This window comes from Pseudarthrobacter leeuwenhoeki, assembly GCF_055412885.1.
This window is the reverse complement of the sequence record NZ_JBVAYY010000002.1, coordinates 33889-51220: the sequence shown is the minus strand read 5'-3', so window position 1 is coordinate 51220 and position 17332 is coordinate 33889. Positions and strand designations below refer to the sequence as shown.

The window sequence follows — 17332 nt, the reverse complement described above, 5'->3', positions numbered from 1 at the left end:
AACCCCAGCAGTTCAGAAAGGAACGGCCAGTTGCGTTACATAGTGGGGTATTCAGCCAATGCCAGAGGCCACGATGCCGTTAATCTGGCCGTATCGCTGGCACGAGGCCGCGGTGCCAGCCTGGATCTCGTCCTGGTGGTGCCCGAAGTCCAGCAGTTCGGCGCCGCCCATGCACCCAAGGCAGGCTTCGAGAACCTTCTGAACAAGCAGGCGCGCGAATGGCTCGATGAGGCCTTGGCCCTCGTTCCGGCCGACGTTCCGGCGCAGGCACACATCCGCAGCGGTGACTCGGACGCCCGGACGCTGATCGAGGCGGCCGAGGACCTCGGGGCGGACGTCCTGGTCATCGGGGCCACCAGGACCGGCCTGTTCAAACGGTTCACCATCGGTTCGGTGGCCAGTGCACTCCTTCACGCGTCCACCGTTCCGGTGGCCCTGGCGCCCCACGGCTACGACCACCAGGATGCCCTGACCCGGATCAGTTGCGGACTCGGAACCCGGGCGGGAGCCGAGAAGCTGCTCGACTTCGCCATCGGCATGGCGGCGAAGCGGGCGGTCCCGTTGCGGGTGGTGTCACTGCTTGCCCTCGACGGCGGCGACCCTGCCGCGGCGGCTGGGGCCGCCCGGGAGTACGCGGAGAAGACCGTCGCGGCAGCTGCGCCGGTCAGCCCGGAGGGCGTCCAGCTGGTGGCAAAGACGGAGGTCGTCGTCGCACAGGGCCGGAGCATCGAAGAGGCCGTGGACGGCCTCGACTGGGAAGGCGGCGAGGTTCTGGTCATCGGTTCGAGCCGACTGGCCCAGGGCCGTTCCATCTTCCTGGGCAGCACGGCCAACCGGATCCTGCGCGCCCTGCCTGTGCCGATGCTCGTGGTTCCCAGCGGATACGAAATCAAGCACCAGAACCATTCAACGTCGAATGACATGTCCGGAGAGGCACCCCAATGAGCACCGAACGCGTGACGGCCAAGGCCTCGCACGACACCCACGCAGGACTGAGCGCCAAGGGCCTCAAAGCCGGATCGGTAGGCCTGCTCGGCGCCGTCGTCATCGGTGTGTCCTGTATTGCCCCGGCCTATACGCTGACCGCGGCGCTGGGCCCTACAGTCGCCGTAGTCGGGGTCCAGCTACCGGCCATCTTCCTGGTGGGCTTCATTCCGATGCTGCTCGTTGCGTTCGGCTACCGGGAACTGAACAACGCCATGCCCGACGCCGGAACCTCCTTCACGTGGGCCTCGCGCGCCTTCGGCCCCTGGATCGGCTGGATGGGCGGCTGGGGGCTGATCGCCGCGACGATCATTGTGTTGTCCAACCTGGCCGCCGTGGCCGTGGACTTCTTCTACCTCATGCTGGCCCAGCTGTTCGGCAACCCCGAACTGGCTGACCTGACCCTGAACCTGCCGCTGAACATCGCCACCACACTGGTATTCATTACGCTGGCCTGCTGGATCTCCTACCGCGGCATGGAAACCACCAAGGGCGTGCAGTACGTGCTGGTCGCGTTCCAGCTCTTCGTGCTCGGCTGGTTCGCTGTCGCAGCTTTCAGCCACGTCGCCAACGGCACAGCGTTCGATGCCACCGCCATCACCCCCGACTGGTTCAACCCGTTCGCTGTCGAATCCTTCTCTGCCTTCGCCGCCGGCGTCTCCCTCTCGATCTTCATCTACTGGGGCTGGGACGTCACCCTGACCATGAACGAGGAAACCCGCAACCCGGAGAAGACCCCGGGCCGCGCGGCCACCGTCACCGTGCTCGTCATCGTGATCATCTACATGACCGTCGCCCTGGCCACCCTCGCGTACGCCGGCGTTGGCCAGGAAGGCCTGGGCGCCGGAAACCCGGAAAACCAGGGCAGCATCTTCGCCGTCCTCGCCGGCCCTGTCATGGGCCCGTTTGCCATTCTGATGTCCCTGTCCATCCTCAGCAGCTCGGCCGCTTCCCTGCAGTCGACGTTCGTCTCACCGGCCCGGACGCTGCTGGCGATGGGCCACTACAAGGCGCTGCCGGCCAAGTTCGGCCGGATCAGTCCTACCTTCAAGTCCCCGAGTTACGCCACGATCGCGGCGGCCATCGCCGCGGCGGGGTTCTATGTGATCACCCGGACCACGTCCGAGAACGCGTTGTGGGACACCATCACGGCGCTCGGCATGATGATCTGCTTCTACTACGGCATCACTGCCCTGGCCTGCGTCTGGTTCTTCCGGAGCGAGGCCTTCAGCGGGGCACGGGCATTCTTCTTCAAATTCCTCGCCCCGCTCCTGGGCGGCGTCATCCTGCTGGTGATGTTCTTCAAGACCGCCTATGACTCCATGGACCCGGCGTACGGTTCCGGATCATCCGTGGGCGGCGTTGGCCTCGTGTTCATCCTGGGCATGGGCGTGATCCTGCTGGGCGTGGTGCTCATGCTGGTCATGTCCAAAATCCGCCCGGAGTTCTTCAAGGGCAAGGTCCTGCCCACAGGGTACTAGGCCCGCGCCCCACCACACCGGGAAGGTCCTCCTTCCGGCAGCCATTGGAAAGTAAGCAGACTCACCAATAGGCTGGCGGGAGGGGGACCTTCCCCCGTTCGGAACCAAAACGAGGTGGCAGCATGTCGGACGCAGAAAACATCAGCAAAGTTACGGACATCATCAACGATTCGCGGATCGGGATGTTCACCACCGTCAACGCAGAAGGTGTACTGGTCAGCCGGCCGCTCGCCGTCCAGGATGTGTTGGACGACGGCGACATGTGGTTCTTCACGTCCGCCACCACCTCCCAGGTGGCCCATGTCCGGGCGCACCCGGGTGTCAACGTCTCCTTCGGCAAAGGCACGGAATGGGTGTCGGTGGCCGGAACGGCTGAAGTCGTCACCGACCGCCAGAAGATCCACGAGCTCTGGAACCAGGTGGTCGAGGCCTGGTTCCCGGACGGCCCGGACACCCCGGAGGTGGTCCTGCTGCACGTCGATTCCGACTCCGCCGAATACTGGACCAGCCCGGGCGGGACTGCCGCGACGGTGCTGCAGTGGGTCAAATCCAAGGTCACGCACAGCGCGATGAACGTGGGGGAAAGCGGCACAGTCGCACTCTAGGAACTGCGCCGCCCCTCGCCCCGGCCGTCAGCGGTCCCGCGAACGTGGTGTTGAAGGCCTTGACGAGGTCAGCACCGGGGAGCCGGACGGCGGGTCAGCCGTGCGCCGGGTCCGAGGTGGGACGTCCGGCGGGGCGCCTCGGTGTGACCTGACCGACGCCGGCTGCCCGTTCGGCGTCGGTGAGCGCCTGCTCCAGCCGGGCGACCGCCGGGGCATACCCGGCGTCCGTCCCGCCGCGGAGCCGCTGCGCGGCCTTCATCGCCCGGATCAGGGCCGCCGTCTCCGGCTGCCGCGGGTCACTCATGGCGGGGTAGTCGATGCTGTGAGCGGGGTCCAGTTCGTAGCGCTGCCACCGGGCCAGGGCGCTGCGGTGCCGGGCCGCGGCCACCTCATAGCTGGCCGCAATGTCCCGGGAGGCCCGCCGGGCCTCGCGCCGGCTGAAGACCCGGGGAGTCCAGAAATAGGAGGCGGCAGCAGCGGCGATGGCGAGAACGCCAAGCAGCAGGCCGGCCCACGGTGCCGCCAGAGCGGGGAGGATCACGGCCGGCGCCACGATGGCGAGCCCGGCGAAGACGTCCCAGAACACGGCATCCGGCAAGCCGTCGCCGTCGGCGGCCACATGCTTGCGGACGAGATAAACCGAGGCTCCCGACGCGCACACGACGACGACAGCCAAGGCAAACAACTGCCACAGCGCGAAGGGGGCGGGTTCGAACAGGGACGGCATTACGACACCTCCAGGGATCCGGCCCGGACGGGCGCGGTTCCGCTGATTCCATTGGAATCCATTGGAGGCGGGCCGTCAATGGTCCCGGAACTTTGCGGGCGCCCGGCGCGGGGCGTCCGGTTCACAGCGGGGTCAGTCCCGACGTAGCCTAGGTGCCATGCGACTGAAAATGTGCAGCATTCACGTCAAGGACCCCGCCGCCGCTTTCGAGTTCTACACAGGGACTTTGGGCTTTGAGAGCCTCATGGCCATGCCGGAACACAACCTGTACATCGTGAAGGACCCGGCCGCCTCCGGCGGCGGATCCGTCGGGCTTCTGCTGGAGCCCAGCGACAACCCGGTCGGGTCCACCTACATGAATGCACTCCACGACGCCGGGATGCCCGCGATCGTCCTGGGCGTGACGGATGTCCCGGCGGAGTACAAGCGGCTCGCGGGCAAGGGTGTGATATTCCAGGCCGAACCATCCGACGGTCCCGGCGGCACCACGGCGGTGTTCGACGACGGGTGCGGCAACTTCGTCCAGCTCCACCAGGACTGAGCCCGGGCCCACCCCCCCGCAGGGATCGGGAGCGTGCCCGGACGGCAGAGGCGCTACTCGGCCGCGGTGTGTGCCTTCTTGGTGTCCTTCTTCGCAGCCTCGTCCTTGACCCGCTGGGCCTCGGCGCGGACGGCGGCGTGGGTGGAGCGTTCGGCGACCAGCCATGCCGGGGGAGCCTGCAGCAGCGCGGTGATTTCGGCCGTCGTCAGCGCTTCCTCCACGCCGCCGCGGGCCAGGCCGCTGATGGAGACGTTGAGCTTCTGCGCGACCACCGGGCGGGGGTGCGGGCCGTTGCGGCGCAGTTCGGCGAGCCACTCCGGCGGGTTGGCCTGGAGCTCCGCGAAGTCGGCGCGGGTGATGACCGAATCCTGGAACTCCTGGGGTGTTGCGGGCAGGTAGATGCCAAGCTTCTTGGCAACGGTGGCCGGCTTCATGGACTGGGAGTTTGCAGAGGTCATGCTTCAAGGGTATCCGGCCAGCGGCGGGCCGGGCACCGGCACTAAACTCCGTGCCAGCCCGGGCGGTACTGTGAACATGTGTCCGCAGCAGAAGAAACACCCCAGACCCCCGACGAAACCGCCGCCGTCCCGGCCGAAGCAGCACCGCGGGAGCTGCGGTTCGCTTACGTGGCCGGCGTGACGCCCGGCAAGTGGACCAGGCGCTGGGAAGAGCGGATGCCGGATGTTCCGCTGCATTCCTTTATGTCCGACGACGGCGCACAGCTCAGCGTGCTGCGCGACGGTTCCGCAGACCTGAGCTTCGTCCGGCTGCCGGTGGACCCCGAAGGCCTGAGCGTCATCCCCCTGTACGAGGAACAATCCGTGGTGGTTGCACCTAAAGGACACGAGATCTCCGTGTTCGAGGAGGTGGCCTTCGCCGACCTGTCCGAGGAGACGTTCCTGGACGTCGCCGAACTCGGCGGAGCGGAAATGGCCCTGCAGGTGGTGGCCTCCGGAGCCGGCCTGGTGATCCTGCCGATGTCCGTGGCCCGCCACTTTAACGTCAAAGGAACCGTGGCCCGCCAGCTGACCGGGGCCCCGACGACGGAAATCGCCCTGGCATGGCCCAGCGAGAGCACGGACGAGGTGATCGAGGAGTTTATCGGGATTGTCCGCGGCCGCACCGCGGCGAGCTCCCGCCAGCCCTCCGCCCAGCAGGAAAAGCCCAAGAAGGAACCGAAGCCGGACCGGCGCGGTCCAGCGGTCAAGAAGCCCAAGGTGGCGCAGCGCTACGCGCCCAACCCGGACAAGGGCCGCGGCAAGGGATCACGGAAAAAGGGCAAACGCTAGGACGCTGCTCCACCCGGACGGGCTACTGGGTGCAGGCGTCCTGCAGGGCCTTGACGGCATCGCCCGGAACCTGGTCGCCGGACTCGGCGATCTGGCGCAGTGGGGTGGTGATCTCGGCGGGAACACCCGCGGTCTCGGCACCGGCGGCCAGGCCGCCCAGCAGTTCCTTGTCCTTGACGCTGACCAGCCCGTCCTCGACGAGCGTGCAGGCCTGCTTCTTCACTTCGCTGCCGGCCGCCGTGGCAACCTGGGAGGCGCCGTCGCTGACGGCCTTGTTCGCGGCGTCCTGCACCTGCCCGCAGCCCGTCAGGGCAATCATGAGGGTGGCAGCGGACAGGGCGGCGAGGCGGAGTTTCATCCAACCATTCTAACAAGCGCTCCTGAGCGGAAGCTGGCCCCGGACGCCGAAAACCTGCAGGACGCCACGCGCGACCTTCCCCCGGCCCGGACCGGGAACTGATCACCGACGATTCCGCGGCGCAATCGGACGCGCGCACCCCGGATCCGCGCCGCGCCCGTCCGAAACTGCCGCGGAAACCGGCTATGTCCGCCGCGTGGGGCGGAGCCGGATGGCGCCGCCGGGCCGGCCCTGGTCATTTCATTCATCTTTCTGGGCGGGTTCTTCCACGCCGCAGTTGGGCTCGAGGATCCTGTGACCACCTGGCCAGAACCGAGGCGAGAGCCGGAGTACGAACACCTCGTGGGCAGGGCGCCGGCCGCGCCCACGGGCAAGGGCCGGCCCGCCGCGGCTTGGTCCTGGGCCTCTACAGGCTCGGCTCCGACCTAGAGGCACGGTCTCCAGGCTGTCGTGTGGGCTATGGCATCTGATGCACCCCGTGGCCCCGATGCCCTCGGCGTCGTTGCTGCTGCAGCGGTGCTGGACCTGGTCGGGCAGCCGCCGGGGGATGCGGCTGCTGCGTCTCCGGCTGTTGGGTCGAGGCCCAGCTGGCCAGCAGCCGCAGCGCGTCCCCGGTGGGAGAACCGGGCTCGGCGGTGTAGACGAGGAGCGACAGCCCGGCGTCGGCCGCGAGATCCAGGCCCTCGTACATGAGACGGAGGTCCCCGACCGCGGGGTGCCGGAATTGCTTGAGTCCGGTGTAATGCTGGCGCACGTTGTGGGCCGCCCACCGGGTGCGGAACTCCTCACTGCGCGTGGAAAGTTCCCCGACGAGGTCGGTCAGGCCACGGTCGAAGGGGTCACGGCCGGCCTCGGTCCGCAGGATCGCCACCGTGTCATTCGCGGCGCGCTCCCAGTCCGGGTAGAACCCGTAGGAACGGTTGTCCAGGAAGATGAACGGGCGTGGTTGGCCGGCCGGACCGGGCTGGCGTACATCTCGGAATACAGCGCGTAGCCGGGCTGGGTGGCGGGGCGTCGGCGCTGCGGTTTGCGGCTGGTGCTGGCGGCCCGGGCCAGATCGAACAGGTGGGCCTGTTCCGCCTCATCCAGCTGCAGCGCCCGCGCCAGGGCTTCCAGGACTCCCTCGGAGACCCAGGAGAGGTTTCCCCGTTCCAGCCGGGTGTAATACTCGACACTGACCCCGGCCAGCATGCCGACCTCGCCCCGGCGCAGTCCGGGCACCGGAGGTTGCCGCCGTGGACGGGAAGATCCACCTATTCCGGGTGATTTTCGCCCCCCGGGTCGCCAAAAAGTCCCGCGTCTCGCTCTGGTTGTCCATACTTTCAACGGTAGAGGCTGGCGCAGTAGGGGAGTCCCTGCCAGTACCCCTCACAGCAGGGACTCCCTCACCGGCCGCCGAGTAGTGTTTGATGGATAGTGCCCCCGATGACGACCGGGCCGAAAGGCCGCACCTGACCGGTGCCGGACGCCGGGGCACCCCCCACACCATCCACAAGCAGGAGATCCATGCTTACCGTAAACGCTTACGCCGCCACCTCCGCGACGGAACCCCTCGTTCCGACCACCATCGAGCGCCGCGACATCGGCCCGCACGACGTCCTGATCGACATCAAGTTCGCCGGCATCTGCCACTCCGACATCCACACCGTCCGCGGCGACTGGGGCCCCCAGCAGTACCCGCTCGCACCGGGCCACGAAATCGCCGGCCTCGTCACCGAGGTCGGCCCGGCCGTCACCAAGCACGCCGTCGGCGACCGGGTCGGCGTCGGCTGCATGGTCAACTCGTGCCGCGAATGCGTGAACTGCCTGAAGGGCGAAGAGCAGTTCTGCGTCAAGGGCAACATCGGAACCTACGGTGTTGTGGACCGCGACGGAACCGTCACCCAGGGCGGCTACTCCACGCATGTTGTGGTCACCGAGGACTTCGTGGTGCGGATCCCGGAGGCACTGGAGCTCGACGTCGCGGCGCCGCTGCTCTGCGCGGGCATCACTACCTACTCGCCGCTGAACCACTGGGGCGCCGGCCCCGGCAAGAAGGTCGCGATCGTCGGCCTCGGCGGGCTGGGCCACGTCGCCGTCAAGATCGCGCACGCAATGGGCGCAGAGGTCACCGTGCTGTCGCAGTCATTGAAGAAGCAGGAGGACGGCCTGCGCCTGGGCGCGGACCACTACTTCGCCACCAACGATCCGTCCACCTTCGAACAGCTCGCCGGATCCTTCGACCTGATACTGAATACGGTCAGCGCTAAGATCGACCTGAACGCCTACCTGTCCCTGCTGGCCGTCGACGGCGCCATGGTCAACGTCGGCGCCCCGGCGGAGCCGCTCTCCCTCAACGTTTTCTCACTGATTGGCGGCCGCCGGTCTTTCGCCGGCTCGCTGATCGGCGGCATCCGGGAGACCCAGGAAATGCTCGACTTCTGCGCCGAGCACAAGCTGGGCGCCGAGATCGAGGTCATCCCGGCCGGGAAGATCAACGAGGCCTACGAGCGTGTGCTGGCCTCCGACGTGCGGTACCGCTTCGTGATCGACACCTCCACGCTGAGCTAGTCCACGCGGCCGCGGCAAGGAGCCAGACGAGGGACCCGGCCGGTGCGAACCGGCCGGGTCCCTGCCGGTTCCGCTGGGCGGAAAGCGGTCCTTGCCCGCGGCCGGTTCGGCGGGCACGCTGGCAGGATGACCAAACTGCAGCCCCAAGCCAACCTTTCCGGCCTGGACATTTCCGCCGGGATCCAGGCGGAGACCGACGGTGTCATCGGCCTGGAACCGGAACTCGCCGGCATCTGGAATCTTGCGGCGCGGTATCTGACGGTCCGCGACAACGACGCCCACACGCTCTACGCCTTCGGCCTGGCCCGGGCCCTGCTGGAGGCGCATCCCGAGGCGGACGCCGCCGTCGTCCTCCCCGCGATCATGCTGCACGACATCGGCTGGTCCCAGGTGCCCCCCGCGGAGGTTCTGCAGGCGATTGCACCCGGCGGCGGCAGGCCGGACCTGGTGCTGCTGCACGAGAAGGAGGGCGCCCGGCTCGCCGCCGGGATTCTCGCCGAGGCCGGGTACGACGCCGGGAAGGTGCCCGCCGTCCTGGACATCATCGACGGCCACGACTCCCGCCGTGAGGCGGTCTCGATCGAGGATGCGATCGTCAAGGACGCGGATAAGACCTGGCGGCTCAGCCCGCACGGCATCGACACGGTGATGGACTGGTTCGGCCTGGACCGCGGCCAGGCGCTGCGGCTGTGCAGCCAGCGGGTCCACGGGCATCTGTTCACGGCGGAGGCCCAGGCCATGGCCCGGGCACTGTCCGCGCTGGAATCGGTGACGCTGTGGCCGCAGCGGCAGGCGCTGTCTGGCGGGGAATAAGGCGCTGATTGGAGCGCGCCGGGCCACGCTGCAGAGCATCGTCGCAGCTCAGGCCTAGAATGACACAATGATTCCTGTACAAGCTGTCGCCGCCGAAGGGAAGAATTCCCTGAGCGTGCGCGCGGGGATCATTGAATCCGTCTGGCGCCCCGGTTCATTTGTTGACGTCGACGACGCCAAGGACGCCATGCTGGCCGTGGAACGAATCAGCGGAGGCACTCCGATGCCGATGCTCTCCGAAATGACCGATGTGGAGATCAGCGCGGCGGCCAGGTACGAGTTCGCACAAACCACGGGTGTGCTGGCCATCGCGGTCATCGGATCCAGTGCCGTGGACCGCGTGGTTGCGGCCGCCATGAGCCGGCACACCCTGTACCCGCACGAGTTCTTCACCTCCAGGAACGCCGCCATCACCTGGCTGGCGGACGTCGTCAACGGTCGGGGTTAAGTACTCCCTGTCCGCGGTGGGCCGGGGATGGGCTTCCGACGCCGGTGAAAATAGTCCGCGGGGCGCTGCGGGGCTTAGATTCCGCTCAGGGTGTCGATGTAATCCAGCGTTTTGGGACTGACATGCCGGACGCCCGCAAGGGCCTCCCGGAGAACGGTTCTCCTGGCCGGGTCACCGAGTGCGGCTCGGAGTTCCATGACCGTCTCGATGCCCTGACGCTCGAGCACGCACGTGATGTCCTCCACCTGGGCCAGACGGCCCGGCGAGGGCCAGTTGATCACATCCGAGAGCTTCCCCGTATCGAGGTGCCGGCGGAATCCGCTGGTTGAGGCGGCATCCGGCCATGCCGCAACCAGAGCAACAACGCGCGGCCTGACGGTCTCGTGGTAGTTCTGCCGCCGCTGCAACGTGGCATCGACAATGATGGCCCCGATATGGTCCCAACCACGGCCGGCTTCAGTCGAGGCGTCCGCGCCGTGTGCGTCCATAAACTCCGGAAGGTTGGCAGCATCATTATCGCTAGTCATAAGTGAATTCTTCCATGCGCCGGTGGTGGGCGTTTCGCTGCGTCAGCCGAGGTTGGTCGACTACCCCGCAGTGTGGCTTTCGAGCAACTCTTTGATCTCCGTGTCCATTGGCTTGTGCATGCGCGCCATCGCCTTCTCGATCCGGCCTGCCAGGCGGGGGCCGAGCATCGGGATGCGCGCGATTCCCGGCGGCGCGATCTCGATCGTCAGGTGTGTCCCGGATCCCTCTGGCCGCATGCGCAGGACGTGGGTGCCCGACATTGGCTGCTTCATGATCCACCCCTCGGTGGTCTGCACGAGGAGCTCGTTCGGCACGGCTTCGACGTTGCGCGCCCTGACCTCGTAGTACAGCCCACCAAACAGGTGCCGGAACATCCGGTACGTGGTGCCGACCCAGTCCGGTGTCTTCTCCACCGTCTGAACGGTGCCGCCCATCAACGAGGTCTTGAGGCGGTTGGTGTTCTCCATGTCCACCAAGAACGCGTACACGGTCTCCACCGGAGCGTCGATGTGCAGCTCGGTCAGCAACTTGGTCTCCATCGCAATCCCCTATGTTCAACCCCAATCCTTCGACCGCACCGCCAAGAACCTCAGGTCCGAAAGTCCCCCCGCCGAGTCCGTTGCCCGCCCGGACCCGCTCAAAGCCAAAAACACTGCCATCACAAACACCACAGCTTCGGCTTCGATGTCACCATCACCCCGGCCACCGCAGCCTGACAACCCTTGCTTTCGAATCAGAGGGTAATTCGGCGGTTGATGATCTTGTCAGCCGTGTCGTAGATGGTCTGGTTATGGGCGCGGGCGTAGCCGCGCAGCAGCGCGAATGCCGCGTTCATGTCGACACTGGAGGTGTGCGCGATCACGCCCTTGGCCTGTTCGATCAGGATGCGGCTGCTTAGAGCGCGCTGCAACTGTTCGTTGATCAGGGCACTTTCCCTCGCGGCGCGTTCCTGCAGGAGGGTGATGGTTGCCACGTCAGCGAAAGCCTGTGCAATTCCGGCGTCATCGGCGGTCAGGGGACCGGCCTCGTGGCCAAAGAGATTCAAGGCACCGATGGTCCGGCTGCGCAGGCGCATTGGGACGGCGTGCAGGGACCGGAAGCCCTGTGATAACGCAGAGGACTGGAACAGGGGCCACTGGGAGCCCTGCGCCGCGATGTCATCGATAGTTACCACGGCTCCGGTCCGGTAGCAGTCCACGCACGGACCCGCACCAGCCTCGAGCTGCAGGACTTCCACCAGCTGGCTTTCCTCGCTCGTTGAGGCCATTACCTGGAGGTCTCCGGACGGATCGACAAGCACGAGTCCTGCGGCGGCGGCATCAAGAATGCCGACTGATTCATCCACCAATGTATGGAGGAGGTCGAAGACGTCGTAGTCCGCCACAAGTGTGCCCGCAATTTTAACGAAAGCGGCACTCACGCGTCCGGCGCGGCTTATCATCGCCATATCCGGATTCTACTGCACGCGCCCAACTCAGCCGCTCCCGGAAGTGAAGTCAAGGCTTCTGCTGACCACGTCCCGGGCGACCTCCCGGACAGTACGTCCATGGGCAAATGCGTGCGCCCGCATCAGCAGAAGGGCATCCCGGGCAGTCGTCCCGGCTTGTGCCAGGACCATCCCGGTAGCCTGGTGTACCTCGCGCCGTGACAGGGGAGATCCATCCGGCGGTGAGTAAGAGCCATCTTCGGGTGGGAGGGTCAGGAGCTGGCGCAGCAGCTGCCAGGTCGCGGTGTCGGCGAGCTGCAGGGCTGTGGACTGCTTTGCCGGGCTCAAGGGGCCGGAGTCAGAACTGTAAAGCTCCACGACGCCGATATCCAAGGCGCCGAGCGCGAGCGGGAAAACGAAGATGGCCGCAACATCCAGCTCCAATAGGGATTTGGCGAAGACCGGCCAGGCGGCATGCGGCCCCCTGCGCACATCCGGCAGAAGTACGGGTCTGCGGGTTTGCAGGGCTTCCCAGCGCGGGCCTTCCCCCAGGTCGAACTGCAGCTCATCGATCCTTGCAGAGACTGCGTCGCTGGCACACACAATTGTCTCCGGCGCCAGTCCGGCGAACACTGAGATCGCGGCACCGGAGATCGGCAACGACTTCAGGAACCCGCTGCAGAGGTCGGGATCAAGTCCCTCAGCCGCTGAGTCTGTGCCATCAGCCATGCCGGGCGACCGGACCAGTTAAATCCATGAAACCGAGGCGTCCCACTGGAGGAGACCCGTGCCACTCAGTCGTCCGGTACAAAATACTGGCCATAGGGTCGCGCCTCCTCGGCCTGGTCGGAGTGCCATCAATCGCGATGGAACCTAAGGTGTTTGGTTCAGTTTATGCCTGCCACAGCTTGAGCCAGATGGCGGCAGCAGTTCCCCTTTTCTGGCACTGCTGTCACGGCTGCAGGGACCCGCCCCGGGCGCGCCCTGTTGCGTCATTGCAATACCTCCGGGAAAATGCGTCGTACCGTCTTGATTCAACTTCAGCTAAAGTGAGGGTGTTGCCCTGGACCCCGGTAGCGCCATTATCCGGCGAACTATCCATGAGGATTCCACTGATGCCAGGCAACACCAACCATAGCGCCGCTTCCGTGCACCCGTTCCATCGTTCCGGGGCACTCATTGAGAATCCGCGTCCCCAACGCACGAAGGCGAACGAACAGCAGGGCCAATCCGATGATGTGGCGCAGGTACCGGCGCCGCCGGGCCAGGCACGACAGGTGCTGGCGGCCGAACTTGCCGAATCCTTGTGGAGGCGACAGGTCCCCGGTCTTGACCAGCAGCCTTCGTCCACCGGAGGCCTCAGTAGCGTGCAAAATTTTGGAGCCTGGCGGGATCAGCTGTTGGCAGAGATCGAAGTCCTCGCGGAGACGCTCAAGAAGAAGGTGGCACGATACTCGTTGTTAAGGGCAGCCCAGTCCTCCGAAGAAGCAGTTGAACCAGCCGACGAGACTGCCGTGGTGTGGATTCAGGACGCCCTGGAGGATCTTGCCTCGACTGCCCTGGGAATCGAAATTGCTTCACGCGAATTGCTACTCCGGGCTGCTTCGGTCGAGGAACAGGATTCGAAAAGCGAAACGGCCCGGGAACAAACGGCAGGGACCGCTGAATGACCAGCCCCGGCGAGGACGAATGGATCTCTCTCGTAGAGGCAAGCGGGCCATATCTCATTGAATGTAACCTGAACGCCGCAGTGGACGCAGCACTGGAGCGCGCTCTGAAAGATGGCCGGTTCGGCATTCCCGTGACACGCCACGGGCACACAACGTTTACCGCCGCCCTCAGCGCGGAAGTGCCCTTGCCGGTCTACTTCCATCCCGTGGTGCGGTGCATCCGGCTGGGCCACGGTTCGTCCCTGCGCGCGGATACTGACTCGTGGTCGCCGCGGGTCCCTTATGTCCGTCACACTTAGCTTGTGCGTACTTTTGGTGTTGAAGAAGAATTCCTGATCGTGGATCCCGACAGCGGGTACCCCCTGCCCCTGGCCGGAGAGATGCTGCGCCTGCATGAACCCGCCCACCAGGCCATGGACCACCCGGCGCCTCTCCAGATGCTGGCAGCCGAGCTGCACCAGGAACAGCTCGAAGTCATCACCCACCCGCATTACAGCCTGAGCGGACTTGCGGCCGAGATAAGGTCGGGCCGGGCCCATGCCGACTCGCTTGCCCGTAAAGCGGGCGCGAGGATCGCTGCCCTCGCCACGTCCCCGCTGGCGGTCACACCGCACCCGACGAGCAACGACCGTTATGACGCGTTGATGGAAAAGTTCGCTCTGACGGCCCGCGAGCAGCTGACCTGCGGGTTCCATGTCCATGTCTCCGTGGGCTCCGATGAGGAAGGCGTCGCGGTCCTGGACCGGATCAGGTCCTGGCTGCCGCCGCTCATAGCATTGAGCTCAAACTCCCCGTTCTGGAACGGCATAGACAGCGGCTACGCCAGCTTCCGCACCCAGGCATGGAACCGGTGGTCCACTGCCGGGCCAACGGATGTCTTCGGATCGGCACAGGCCTACCACTCGCTGGTGGAAAAGCTGTCCGACACCGGAGTAATCACCAGCCCGGACTTTGACGCGCGCCTGTCCAGCCGGCACCCGACCGTCGAGATCCGCGTGGCAGATGTCTGTCTTGACGCCCGCGACGCCGCACTGATTGCCGCGTTGGTCCGGGCCCTGGTGGAGACCGCCGCCCGGGAATGGGAGGCCGGACAGCCGCCAGACATGGTTCCCGCCGCGATCCTTCGCCAGGGAGCCTGGCGCGCAAGCCGTTGGGGCACGGAGGGGGAGCTCCTCCACCCGGTACTGCACCGGCCGGTCTCCGCAAGAAATGTCTTCGCCGCACTCCACGGCCATGTCCGGGACGCCCTCGACGAGGCAGGGGACGCCGCCTTCGTGACGGAGTCACTGCAAAGGATCCTCACTACCGGCACGGGTGCCACCCGACAGCGGGAAGCCTTCGCCCAGAGCGGCAGACTCGCCGACGTCGTCGCCCACGCCACCGGCCTCACCCACCAGGAACGCGCCGACCACTTCCCGCCCGGCGGAACGTTCCGCGGTTTGGCCACCATCTCCGGCTGAGGAACCAAAGTCAGGGTCTGCGCAGGAACTCCCGCACGGCGTCGATGTACTCCGCGGCCCGGGTTGCCATCACACCGTGGCCGGCGCCCGCGAACAGCTGGACCTCCGCCCCGGGATAGAGGGCCCTGCGACCCGCACGGGCCTGGGGTGAGAACGCTTCGTCCCGCTCCGATTCGATCAGCAGTACCCGCGCCGGCAAGGCCGTGAGGGCGGGCGCCCCATGTGCTCCTGTGGCAGGCAGATGCGCGAAGTCGTTCATCTCCCGCAGGGCGGACAGCAGGTCCTTCTTGCCCGGCCGGCTGAGGATGTCCGTGAGCAGCTTGTTCCAGAACATCGCGTCGGCTTGCGAGCCCGGGACGAACCACCGGCGCCAGTTCCAGCCGGTCAGAGAACGCACGGCGTTTTCCGGAAGGAGGGCGAGGAACCGGACGAGGAGCGGGAGTAGAGGCAGCGGGGCTGCTGACGGGCTCCCGGTGTTCGCGAGTACGAGGCGCCTCACTCGTTCGGGGTGCCGGCGGGCGAACGCCTGGGCGACAAAGCCGCCGAAGGAGGAGCCCAGCACATTCCGCCTGCCTGACTCCCTCGGCGTCGAGGATCGCCGCCAGACCGTCCGCGAGTCCGGCGATGCCGGCCCCGGCGGGGTAGGCCGGCGCGAGGACGCGGAAGTCGCGTTCCAGTGCTTCGATCAGCAGCAGGTACATGTCCGGCAGCCTCGTCCCCCCGGAGGGCAGAAGCACCGTCTGCCCGTCCGAGCCGCCGGCAACGTAGCGCCAGCGGGCGCCGTCGACGTCGAGCGTTCGGTACGGGTGGCTGGCACGGAAACAGGCAAGCCGGGCATCCAGCGTCGACGGTGGCCTTCGAGGAAGCGGCGATCAACAGCACGTCCTCCGGACGCTCGAATGCCGGCGCGGCGTCACGGTCCTGTTGTGCCGCCAGATCCAGACGCGGAATCGCCGAAGGAGAATCCGCCGCCCAGGATCAGAAGCGCCGGTCTGGCTTCCTCAGCTGCGGCGGGAACCTCCCCGGCGTGCGGCGTGGCGGGTCCCGCGATGTACTTCCATTCGACGCCGCCGACTGTCAGCGAGCGGTACGGGTGGGCGGCGCGGAACGCCCGCAGCTCGGCATACCCGTCCATGGATCCTCCCGCCGAATGGCCTGACAGGAGGGATGCTACGCCGCGGCTTCCGGCCATCGCAACGGAAACCTGACCGGCAACTGGTCAGCGCTTCGGGTCCCCGACGGAGCCGTCTTGGAAAATGGGGCACTCCTCCAGGGCGAAGTCCGGTCCTTTCGTCGGCGGGCGCCCGCGGTCACTGCTGGCGGCCCGGGAGCTGGAGGGTAATGGGCTGTGTTGTCATGGGACCGCCGCATTCGTCCGAGCCGCCGGCCCTGGTCCACTCCCGCTGGTATTGCTGCTCGGCGAGCAGGGCGCCGTCCTGGGCGAGCACGCGGGTTTTCATTTCGCCGGGCATATGGCCCCGGACGGTGAACGACCAGGAATTGACCGCTGTCCGGGTGGCGGAGAAGGGGGCCGTGGGTGGTGAGGGGTCGCCCGGTGAGCTGGGAACCGCTGATTTTGGTGAAGGGGGTTGAGGCGCGGCGACGTCTGGAACGGAGCAGCCCTCCGGGGTGCAGAGTTGAACGTCGTCGACGGCGGTGAGGTCGCCTTCGAGACGCACGGTGATGGTGCTGACCCAGCCAACTGCGGGGCACACGACGTCGGTCCCGCCGCAAGCGGTCAGCTGCAGGCCGGCAGTCATCAGCACGACGGCAGAGCGAAAGATCCCCCAGTTCGACCTCATTTCGCCAGTCTAGACAGGTTCCCGCCGGGCCGCCCGGCTTGCCTCGAGTGTCGGATGGCCGTACCTCCGCGTCTGGTTGACTGGTCCGTATGATCAGGGATGCCAGGGCAGAGGACCTGTCGAAAATGCGCGGCATCGAGGCCGCCGCGGGCGAGGCGTTCCGGCTGATCGGCATGCCAGCGATCGCGGACGATCCGCCGTCCGCCCTGGATGCCTTGGCCGTTTACCAGCACGATGGCAGGGCCTGGGTGGCCACCGATTCCGCGGACCATCCGATCGCCTACCTCCTGCTCGACGTCGTCGATCGGTTCGCGCATATCGAGCAGGTGACCGTCCACCCTCGATACGCCCGCCGCGGTATTGGACGGATGCTCATCGCGGAAGCTGCCCGCTGGGCCACTGAGCACGGCCTGGATGAAATGACCCTGACGACCTTTGAAGACGTTCCCTGGAACGCCCCCTACTACAGGCGCCTGGGTTTCCGGGAGGTGCCTGAAGCTCAATGGTCGGATGGCATCCGGCAGATCGTGCAGTCCGAACGTGACCACGGTTTGGCGGCCTGGCCGCGCGTTGTCATGAAAAGAGCATTCACAGCCGGAGGCTGCACGCCGCACCCCGGGCCGCAACCACCCGCTTGAAACTCAGTACCT

The 17332-nt window shown here is 66.5% G+C and carries 20 protein-coding genes and 2 pseudogenes; 11 read left to right on the top strand and 11 right to left on the bottom strand.

The window, feature by feature from the left end; all coding sequences use genetic code 11:
• Nucleotides 1–30 precede the first annotated feature (30 nt).
• The 3 genes from ACZYX4_RS01940 to ACZYX4_RS01930 all read left to right on the top strand — a co-directional run bounded on the left by ACZYX4_RS01940 (nt 31) and on the right by ACZYX4_RS01930 (nt 3070).
• The gene (locus ACZYX4_RS01940) at nt 31–945 is read left to right on the top strand and encodes a universal stress protein (protein ID WP_463873282.1); all 915 of its coding nucleotides are present in this window, start codon (nt 31–33) and stop codon (nt 943–945) included.
• Nucleotides 942–2465 carry an APC family permease gene (locus tag ACZYX4_RS01935; protein ID WP_463873280.1) on the top strand — a complete coding sequence of 508 codons (1524 nt, stop codon included), beginning with the start codon at nt 942–944 and terminating at the stop codon, nt 2463–2465. The genes ACZYX4_RS01940 and ACZYX4_RS01935 overlap by 4 nt, the downstream gene beginning before the upstream one ends.
• 122 nt (nt 2466–2587) lie before the next feature.
• Nucleotides 2588–3070 (top strand): pyridoxamine 5'-phosphate oxidase family protein, encoded by a 483-nt coding sequence (locus ACZYX4_RS01930; RefSeq protein WP_463873279.1) that lies wholly within the window; start codon nt 2588–2590, stop codon nt 3068–3070.
• A gap of 94 nt (nt 3071–3164) precedes the next feature.
• Here ACZYX4_RS01930 and ACZYX4_RS01925 read toward each other — a convergent pair whose 3' ends face one another.
• The gene (locus ACZYX4_RS01925) at nt 3165–3797 is read right to left on the bottom strand and encodes a hypothetical protein (RefSeq protein WP_463873278.1); all 633 of its coding nucleotides are present in this window, start codon (nt 3795–3797) and stop codon (nt 3165–3167) included.
• A gap of 157 nt (nt 3798–3954) precedes the next feature.
• Between ACZYX4_RS01925 and ACZYX4_RS01920 the strand changes: the two genes are divergently transcribed.
• Complete coding sequence (locus tag ACZYX4_RS01920) at nt 3955–4338, top strand: VOC family protein (protein ID WP_463873276.1); 384 nt, start codon at nt 3955–3957, stop codon at nt 4336–4338.
• A gap of 53 nt (nt 4339–4391) precedes the next feature.
• On the opposite strand, the gene ACZYX4_RS01915 is transcribed toward ACZYX4_RS01920, so the two are convergent.
• Complete coding sequence (locus tag ACZYX4_RS01915) at nt 4392–4796, bottom strand: DUF5997 family protein (protein ID WP_463873275.1); 405 nt, start codon at nt 4794–4796, stop codon at nt 4392–4394.
• 78 nt (nt 4797–4874) lie between these two features.
• Here ACZYX4_RS01915 and ACZYX4_RS01910 point away from each other — a divergent pair, with 78 nt between their 5' ends.
• Nucleotides 4875–5627 (top strand): LysR family substrate-binding domain-containing protein, encoded by a 753-nt coding sequence (locus ACZYX4_RS01910; protein ID WP_463873272.1) that lies wholly within the window; start codon nt 4875–4877, stop codon nt 5625–5627.
• Between the two features lie 22 nt (nt 5628–5649).
• Here ACZYX4_RS01910 and ACZYX4_RS01905 read toward each other — a convergent pair whose 3' ends face one another.
• Entirely contained in the window at nt 5650–5985 is a 336-nt protein-coding gene (locus tag ACZYX4_RS01905; protein WP_463873270.1) for a hypothetical protein, read from the bottom strand.
• 457 nt (nt 5986–6442) lie between these two features.
• Nucleotides 6443–7303, bottom strand: a pseudogene (locus ACZYX4_RS01900) (helix-turn-helix transcriptional regulator).
• Nucleotides 7304–7491: 188 nt separating this feature from the next.
• Between ACZYX4_RS01900 and ACZYX4_RS01895 the strand changes: the two are divergent.
• From ACZYX4_RS01895 to ACZYX4_RS01885, 3 genes are all read left to right on the top strand, one after another.
• Entirely contained in the window at nt 7492–8535 is a 1044-nt protein-coding gene (locus ACZYX4_RS01895; protein WP_463873268.1) for an NAD(P)-dependent alcohol dehydrogenase, read from the top strand.
• A 126-nt stretch (nt 8536–8661) separates the two neighbouring features.
• On the top strand, nt 8662–9348 hold the full coding sequence (locus ACZYX4_RS01890) for an HD domain-containing protein (RefSeq protein WP_463873266.1): 687 nt from the start codon (nt 8662–8664) through the stop codon (nt 9346–9348).
• A gap of 67 nt (nt 9349–9415) precedes the next feature.
• Nucleotides 9416–9796, top strand: coding sequence for a DUF7793 family protein (locus ACZYX4_RS01885; RefSeq protein WP_463873265.1), 381 nt, complete (start codon nt 9416–9418; stop codon nt 9794–9796).
• Nucleotides 9797–9870: 74 nt separating this feature from the next.
• Here ACZYX4_RS01885 and ACZYX4_RS01880 read toward each other — a convergent pair whose 3' ends face one another.
• The 4 genes from ACZYX4_RS01880 to ACZYX4_RS01865 all read right to left on the bottom strand — a co-directional run bounded on the left by ACZYX4_RS01880 (nt 9871) and on the right by ACZYX4_RS01865 (nt 12479).
• On the bottom strand, nt 9871–10323 hold the full coding sequence (locus ACZYX4_RS01880; RefSeq protein ID WP_463873264.1) for a hypothetical protein: 453 nt from the start codon (nt 10321–10323) through the stop codon (nt 9871–9873).
• Between the two features lie 60 nt (nt 10324–10383).
• A complete protein-coding gene (locus ACZYX4_RS01875) occupies nt 10384–10863 on the bottom strand; it encodes an SRPBCC family protein (RefSeq protein ID WP_463873262.1) in 480 nt (159 codons plus the stop codon).
• Nucleotides 10864–11057: 194 nt separating this feature from the next.
• Complete coding sequence (locus ACZYX4_RS01870; protein WP_463873261.1) at nt 11058–11771, bottom strand: GAF and ANTAR domain-containing protein; 714 nt, start codon at nt 11769–11771, stop codon at nt 11058–11060.
• A 27-nt stretch (nt 11772–11798) separates the two neighbouring features.
• Complete coding sequence (locus ACZYX4_RS01865; protein ID WP_463873259.1) at nt 11799–12479, bottom strand: GAF and ANTAR domain-containing protein; 681 nt, start codon at nt 12477–12479, stop codon at nt 11799–11801.
• A 386-nt stretch (nt 12480–12865) separates the two neighbouring features.
• Here ACZYX4_RS01865 and ACZYX4_RS01860 point away from each other — a divergent pair, with 386 nt between their 5' ends.
• Nucleotides 12866–13420 (top strand): hypothetical protein, encoded by a 555-nt coding sequence (locus tag ACZYX4_RS01860; protein WP_463873257.1) that lies wholly within the window; start codon nt 12866–12868, stop codon nt 13418–13420.
• A gap of 302 nt (nt 13421–13722) precedes the next feature.
• Nucleotides 13723–14880 carry a glutamate--cysteine ligase gene (locus ACZYX4_RS01855; RefSeq protein ID WP_463873256.1) on the top strand — a complete coding sequence of 386 codons (1158 nt, stop codon included), beginning with the start codon at nt 13723–13725 and terminating at the stop codon, nt 14878–14880.
• Nucleotides 14881–14890: 10 nt separating this feature from the next.
• On the opposite strand, the pseudogene ACZYX4_RS01850 reads toward ACZYX4_RS01855, so the two are convergent.
• The 3 genes and pseudogenes from ACZYX4_RS01850 to ACZYX4_RS01840 form a co-directional block, all read right to left on the bottom strand.
• Nucleotides 14891–15445 (bottom strand): annotated as a pseudogene (locus tag ACZYX4_RS01850) (alpha/beta fold hydrolase); the annotation flags it as partial.
• A gap of 348 nt (nt 15446–15793) precedes the next feature.
• Nucleotides 15794–16015: a hypothetical protein gene (locus ACZYX4_RS01845; protein WP_463873255.1), complete on the bottom strand. Its 222-nt coding sequence runs from the start codon at nt 16013–16015 to the stop codon at nt 15794–15796.
• Nucleotides 16016–16190: 175 nt separating this feature from the next.
• Nucleotides 16191–16682, bottom strand: coding sequence for a hypothetical protein (locus tag ACZYX4_RS01840; RefSeq protein ID WP_463873254.1), 492 nt, complete (start codon nt 16680–16682; stop codon nt 16191–16193).
• A gap of 89 nt (nt 16683–16771) precedes the next feature.
• Here ACZYX4_RS01840 and ACZYX4_RS01835 point away from each other — a divergent pair, with 89 nt between their 5' ends.
• Nucleotides 16772–17320 (top strand): GNAT family N-acetyltransferase, encoded by a 549-nt coding sequence (locus tag ACZYX4_RS01835; RefSeq protein ID WP_463873253.1) that lies wholly within the window; start codon nt 16772–16774, stop codon nt 17318–17320.
• The last annotated feature ends 12 nt before the right edge of the window (nt 17321–17332 follow it).

Bases quoted from the DNA above. Each gene is read 5' to 3' on its own strand.
- ACZYX4_RS01905 (WP_463873270.1), bottom strand. From the start codon at position 5,985: ATGAAACTCCGCCTCGCCGCCCTGTCCGCTGCCACCCTCATGATTGCC.
- ACZYX4_RS01915 (WP_463873275.1), bottom strand. From the start codon at position 4,796: ATGACCTCTGCAAACTCCCAGTCCATGAAGCCGGCCACCGTTGCCAAG.
- ACZYX4_RS01860 (WP_463873257.1), top strand. From the start codon at position 12,866: ATGCCAGGCAACACCAACCATAGCGCCGCTTCCGTGCACCCGTTCCAT.
- ACZYX4_RS01935 (WP_463873280.1), top strand. From the start codon at position 942: ATGAGCACCGAACGCGTGACGGCCAAGGCCTCGCACGACACCCACGCA.
- ACZYX4_RS01835 (WP_463873253.1), top strand. From the start codon at position 16,772: ATGATCAGGGATGCCAGGGCAGAGGACCTGTCGAAAATGCGCGGCATC.
- ACZYX4_RS01890 (WP_463873266.1), top strand. From the start codon at position 8,662: ATGACCAAACTGCAGCCCCAAGCCAACCTTTCCGGCCTGGACATTTCC.
- ACZYX4_RS01885 (WP_463873265.1), top strand. From the start codon at position 9,416: ATGATTCCTGTACAAGCTGTCGCCGCCGAAGGGAAGAATTCCCTGAGC.
- ACZYX4_RS01870 (WP_463873261.1), bottom strand. From the start codon at position 11,771: ATGGCGATGATAAGCCGCGCCGGACGCGTGAGTGCCGCTTTCGTTAAA.
- ACZYX4_RS01920 (WP_463873276.1), top strand. From the start codon at position 3,955: ATGCGACTGAAAATGTGCAGCATTCACGTCAAGGACCCCGCCGCCGCT.
- ACZYX4_RS01840 (WP_463873254.1), bottom strand. From the start codon at position 16,682: ATGAGGTCGAACTGGGGGATCTTTCGCTCTGCCGTCGTGCTGATGACT.
- ACZYX4_RS01925 (WP_463873278.1), bottom strand. From the start codon at position 3,797: ATGCCGTCCCTGTTCGAACCCGCCCCCTTCGCGCTGTGGCAGTTGTTT.
- ACZYX4_RS01930 (WP_463873279.1), top strand. From the start codon at position 2,588: ATGTCGGACGCAGAAAACATCAGCAAAGTTACGGACATCATCAACGAT.
- ACZYX4_RS01880 (WP_463873264.1), bottom strand. From the start codon at position 10,323: ATGACTAGCGATAATGATGCTGCCAACCTTCCGGAGTTTATGGACGCA.
- ACZYX4_RS01845 (WP_463873255.1), bottom strand. From the start codon at position 16,015: ATGGACGGGTATGCCGAGCTGCGGGCGTTCCGCGCCGCCCACCCGTAC.
- ACZYX4_RS01875 (WP_463873262.1), bottom strand. From the start codon at position 10,863: ATGGAGACCAAGTTGCTGACCGAGCTGCACATCGACGCTCCGGTGGAG.
- ACZYX4_RS01865 (WP_463873259.1), bottom strand. From the start codon at position 12,479: ATGGCTGATGGCACAGACTCAGCGGCTGAGGGACTTGATCCCGACCTC.
- ACZYX4_RS01895 (WP_463873268.1), top strand. From the start codon at position 7,492: ATGCTTACCGTAAACGCTTACGCCGCCACCTCCGCGACGGAACCCCTC.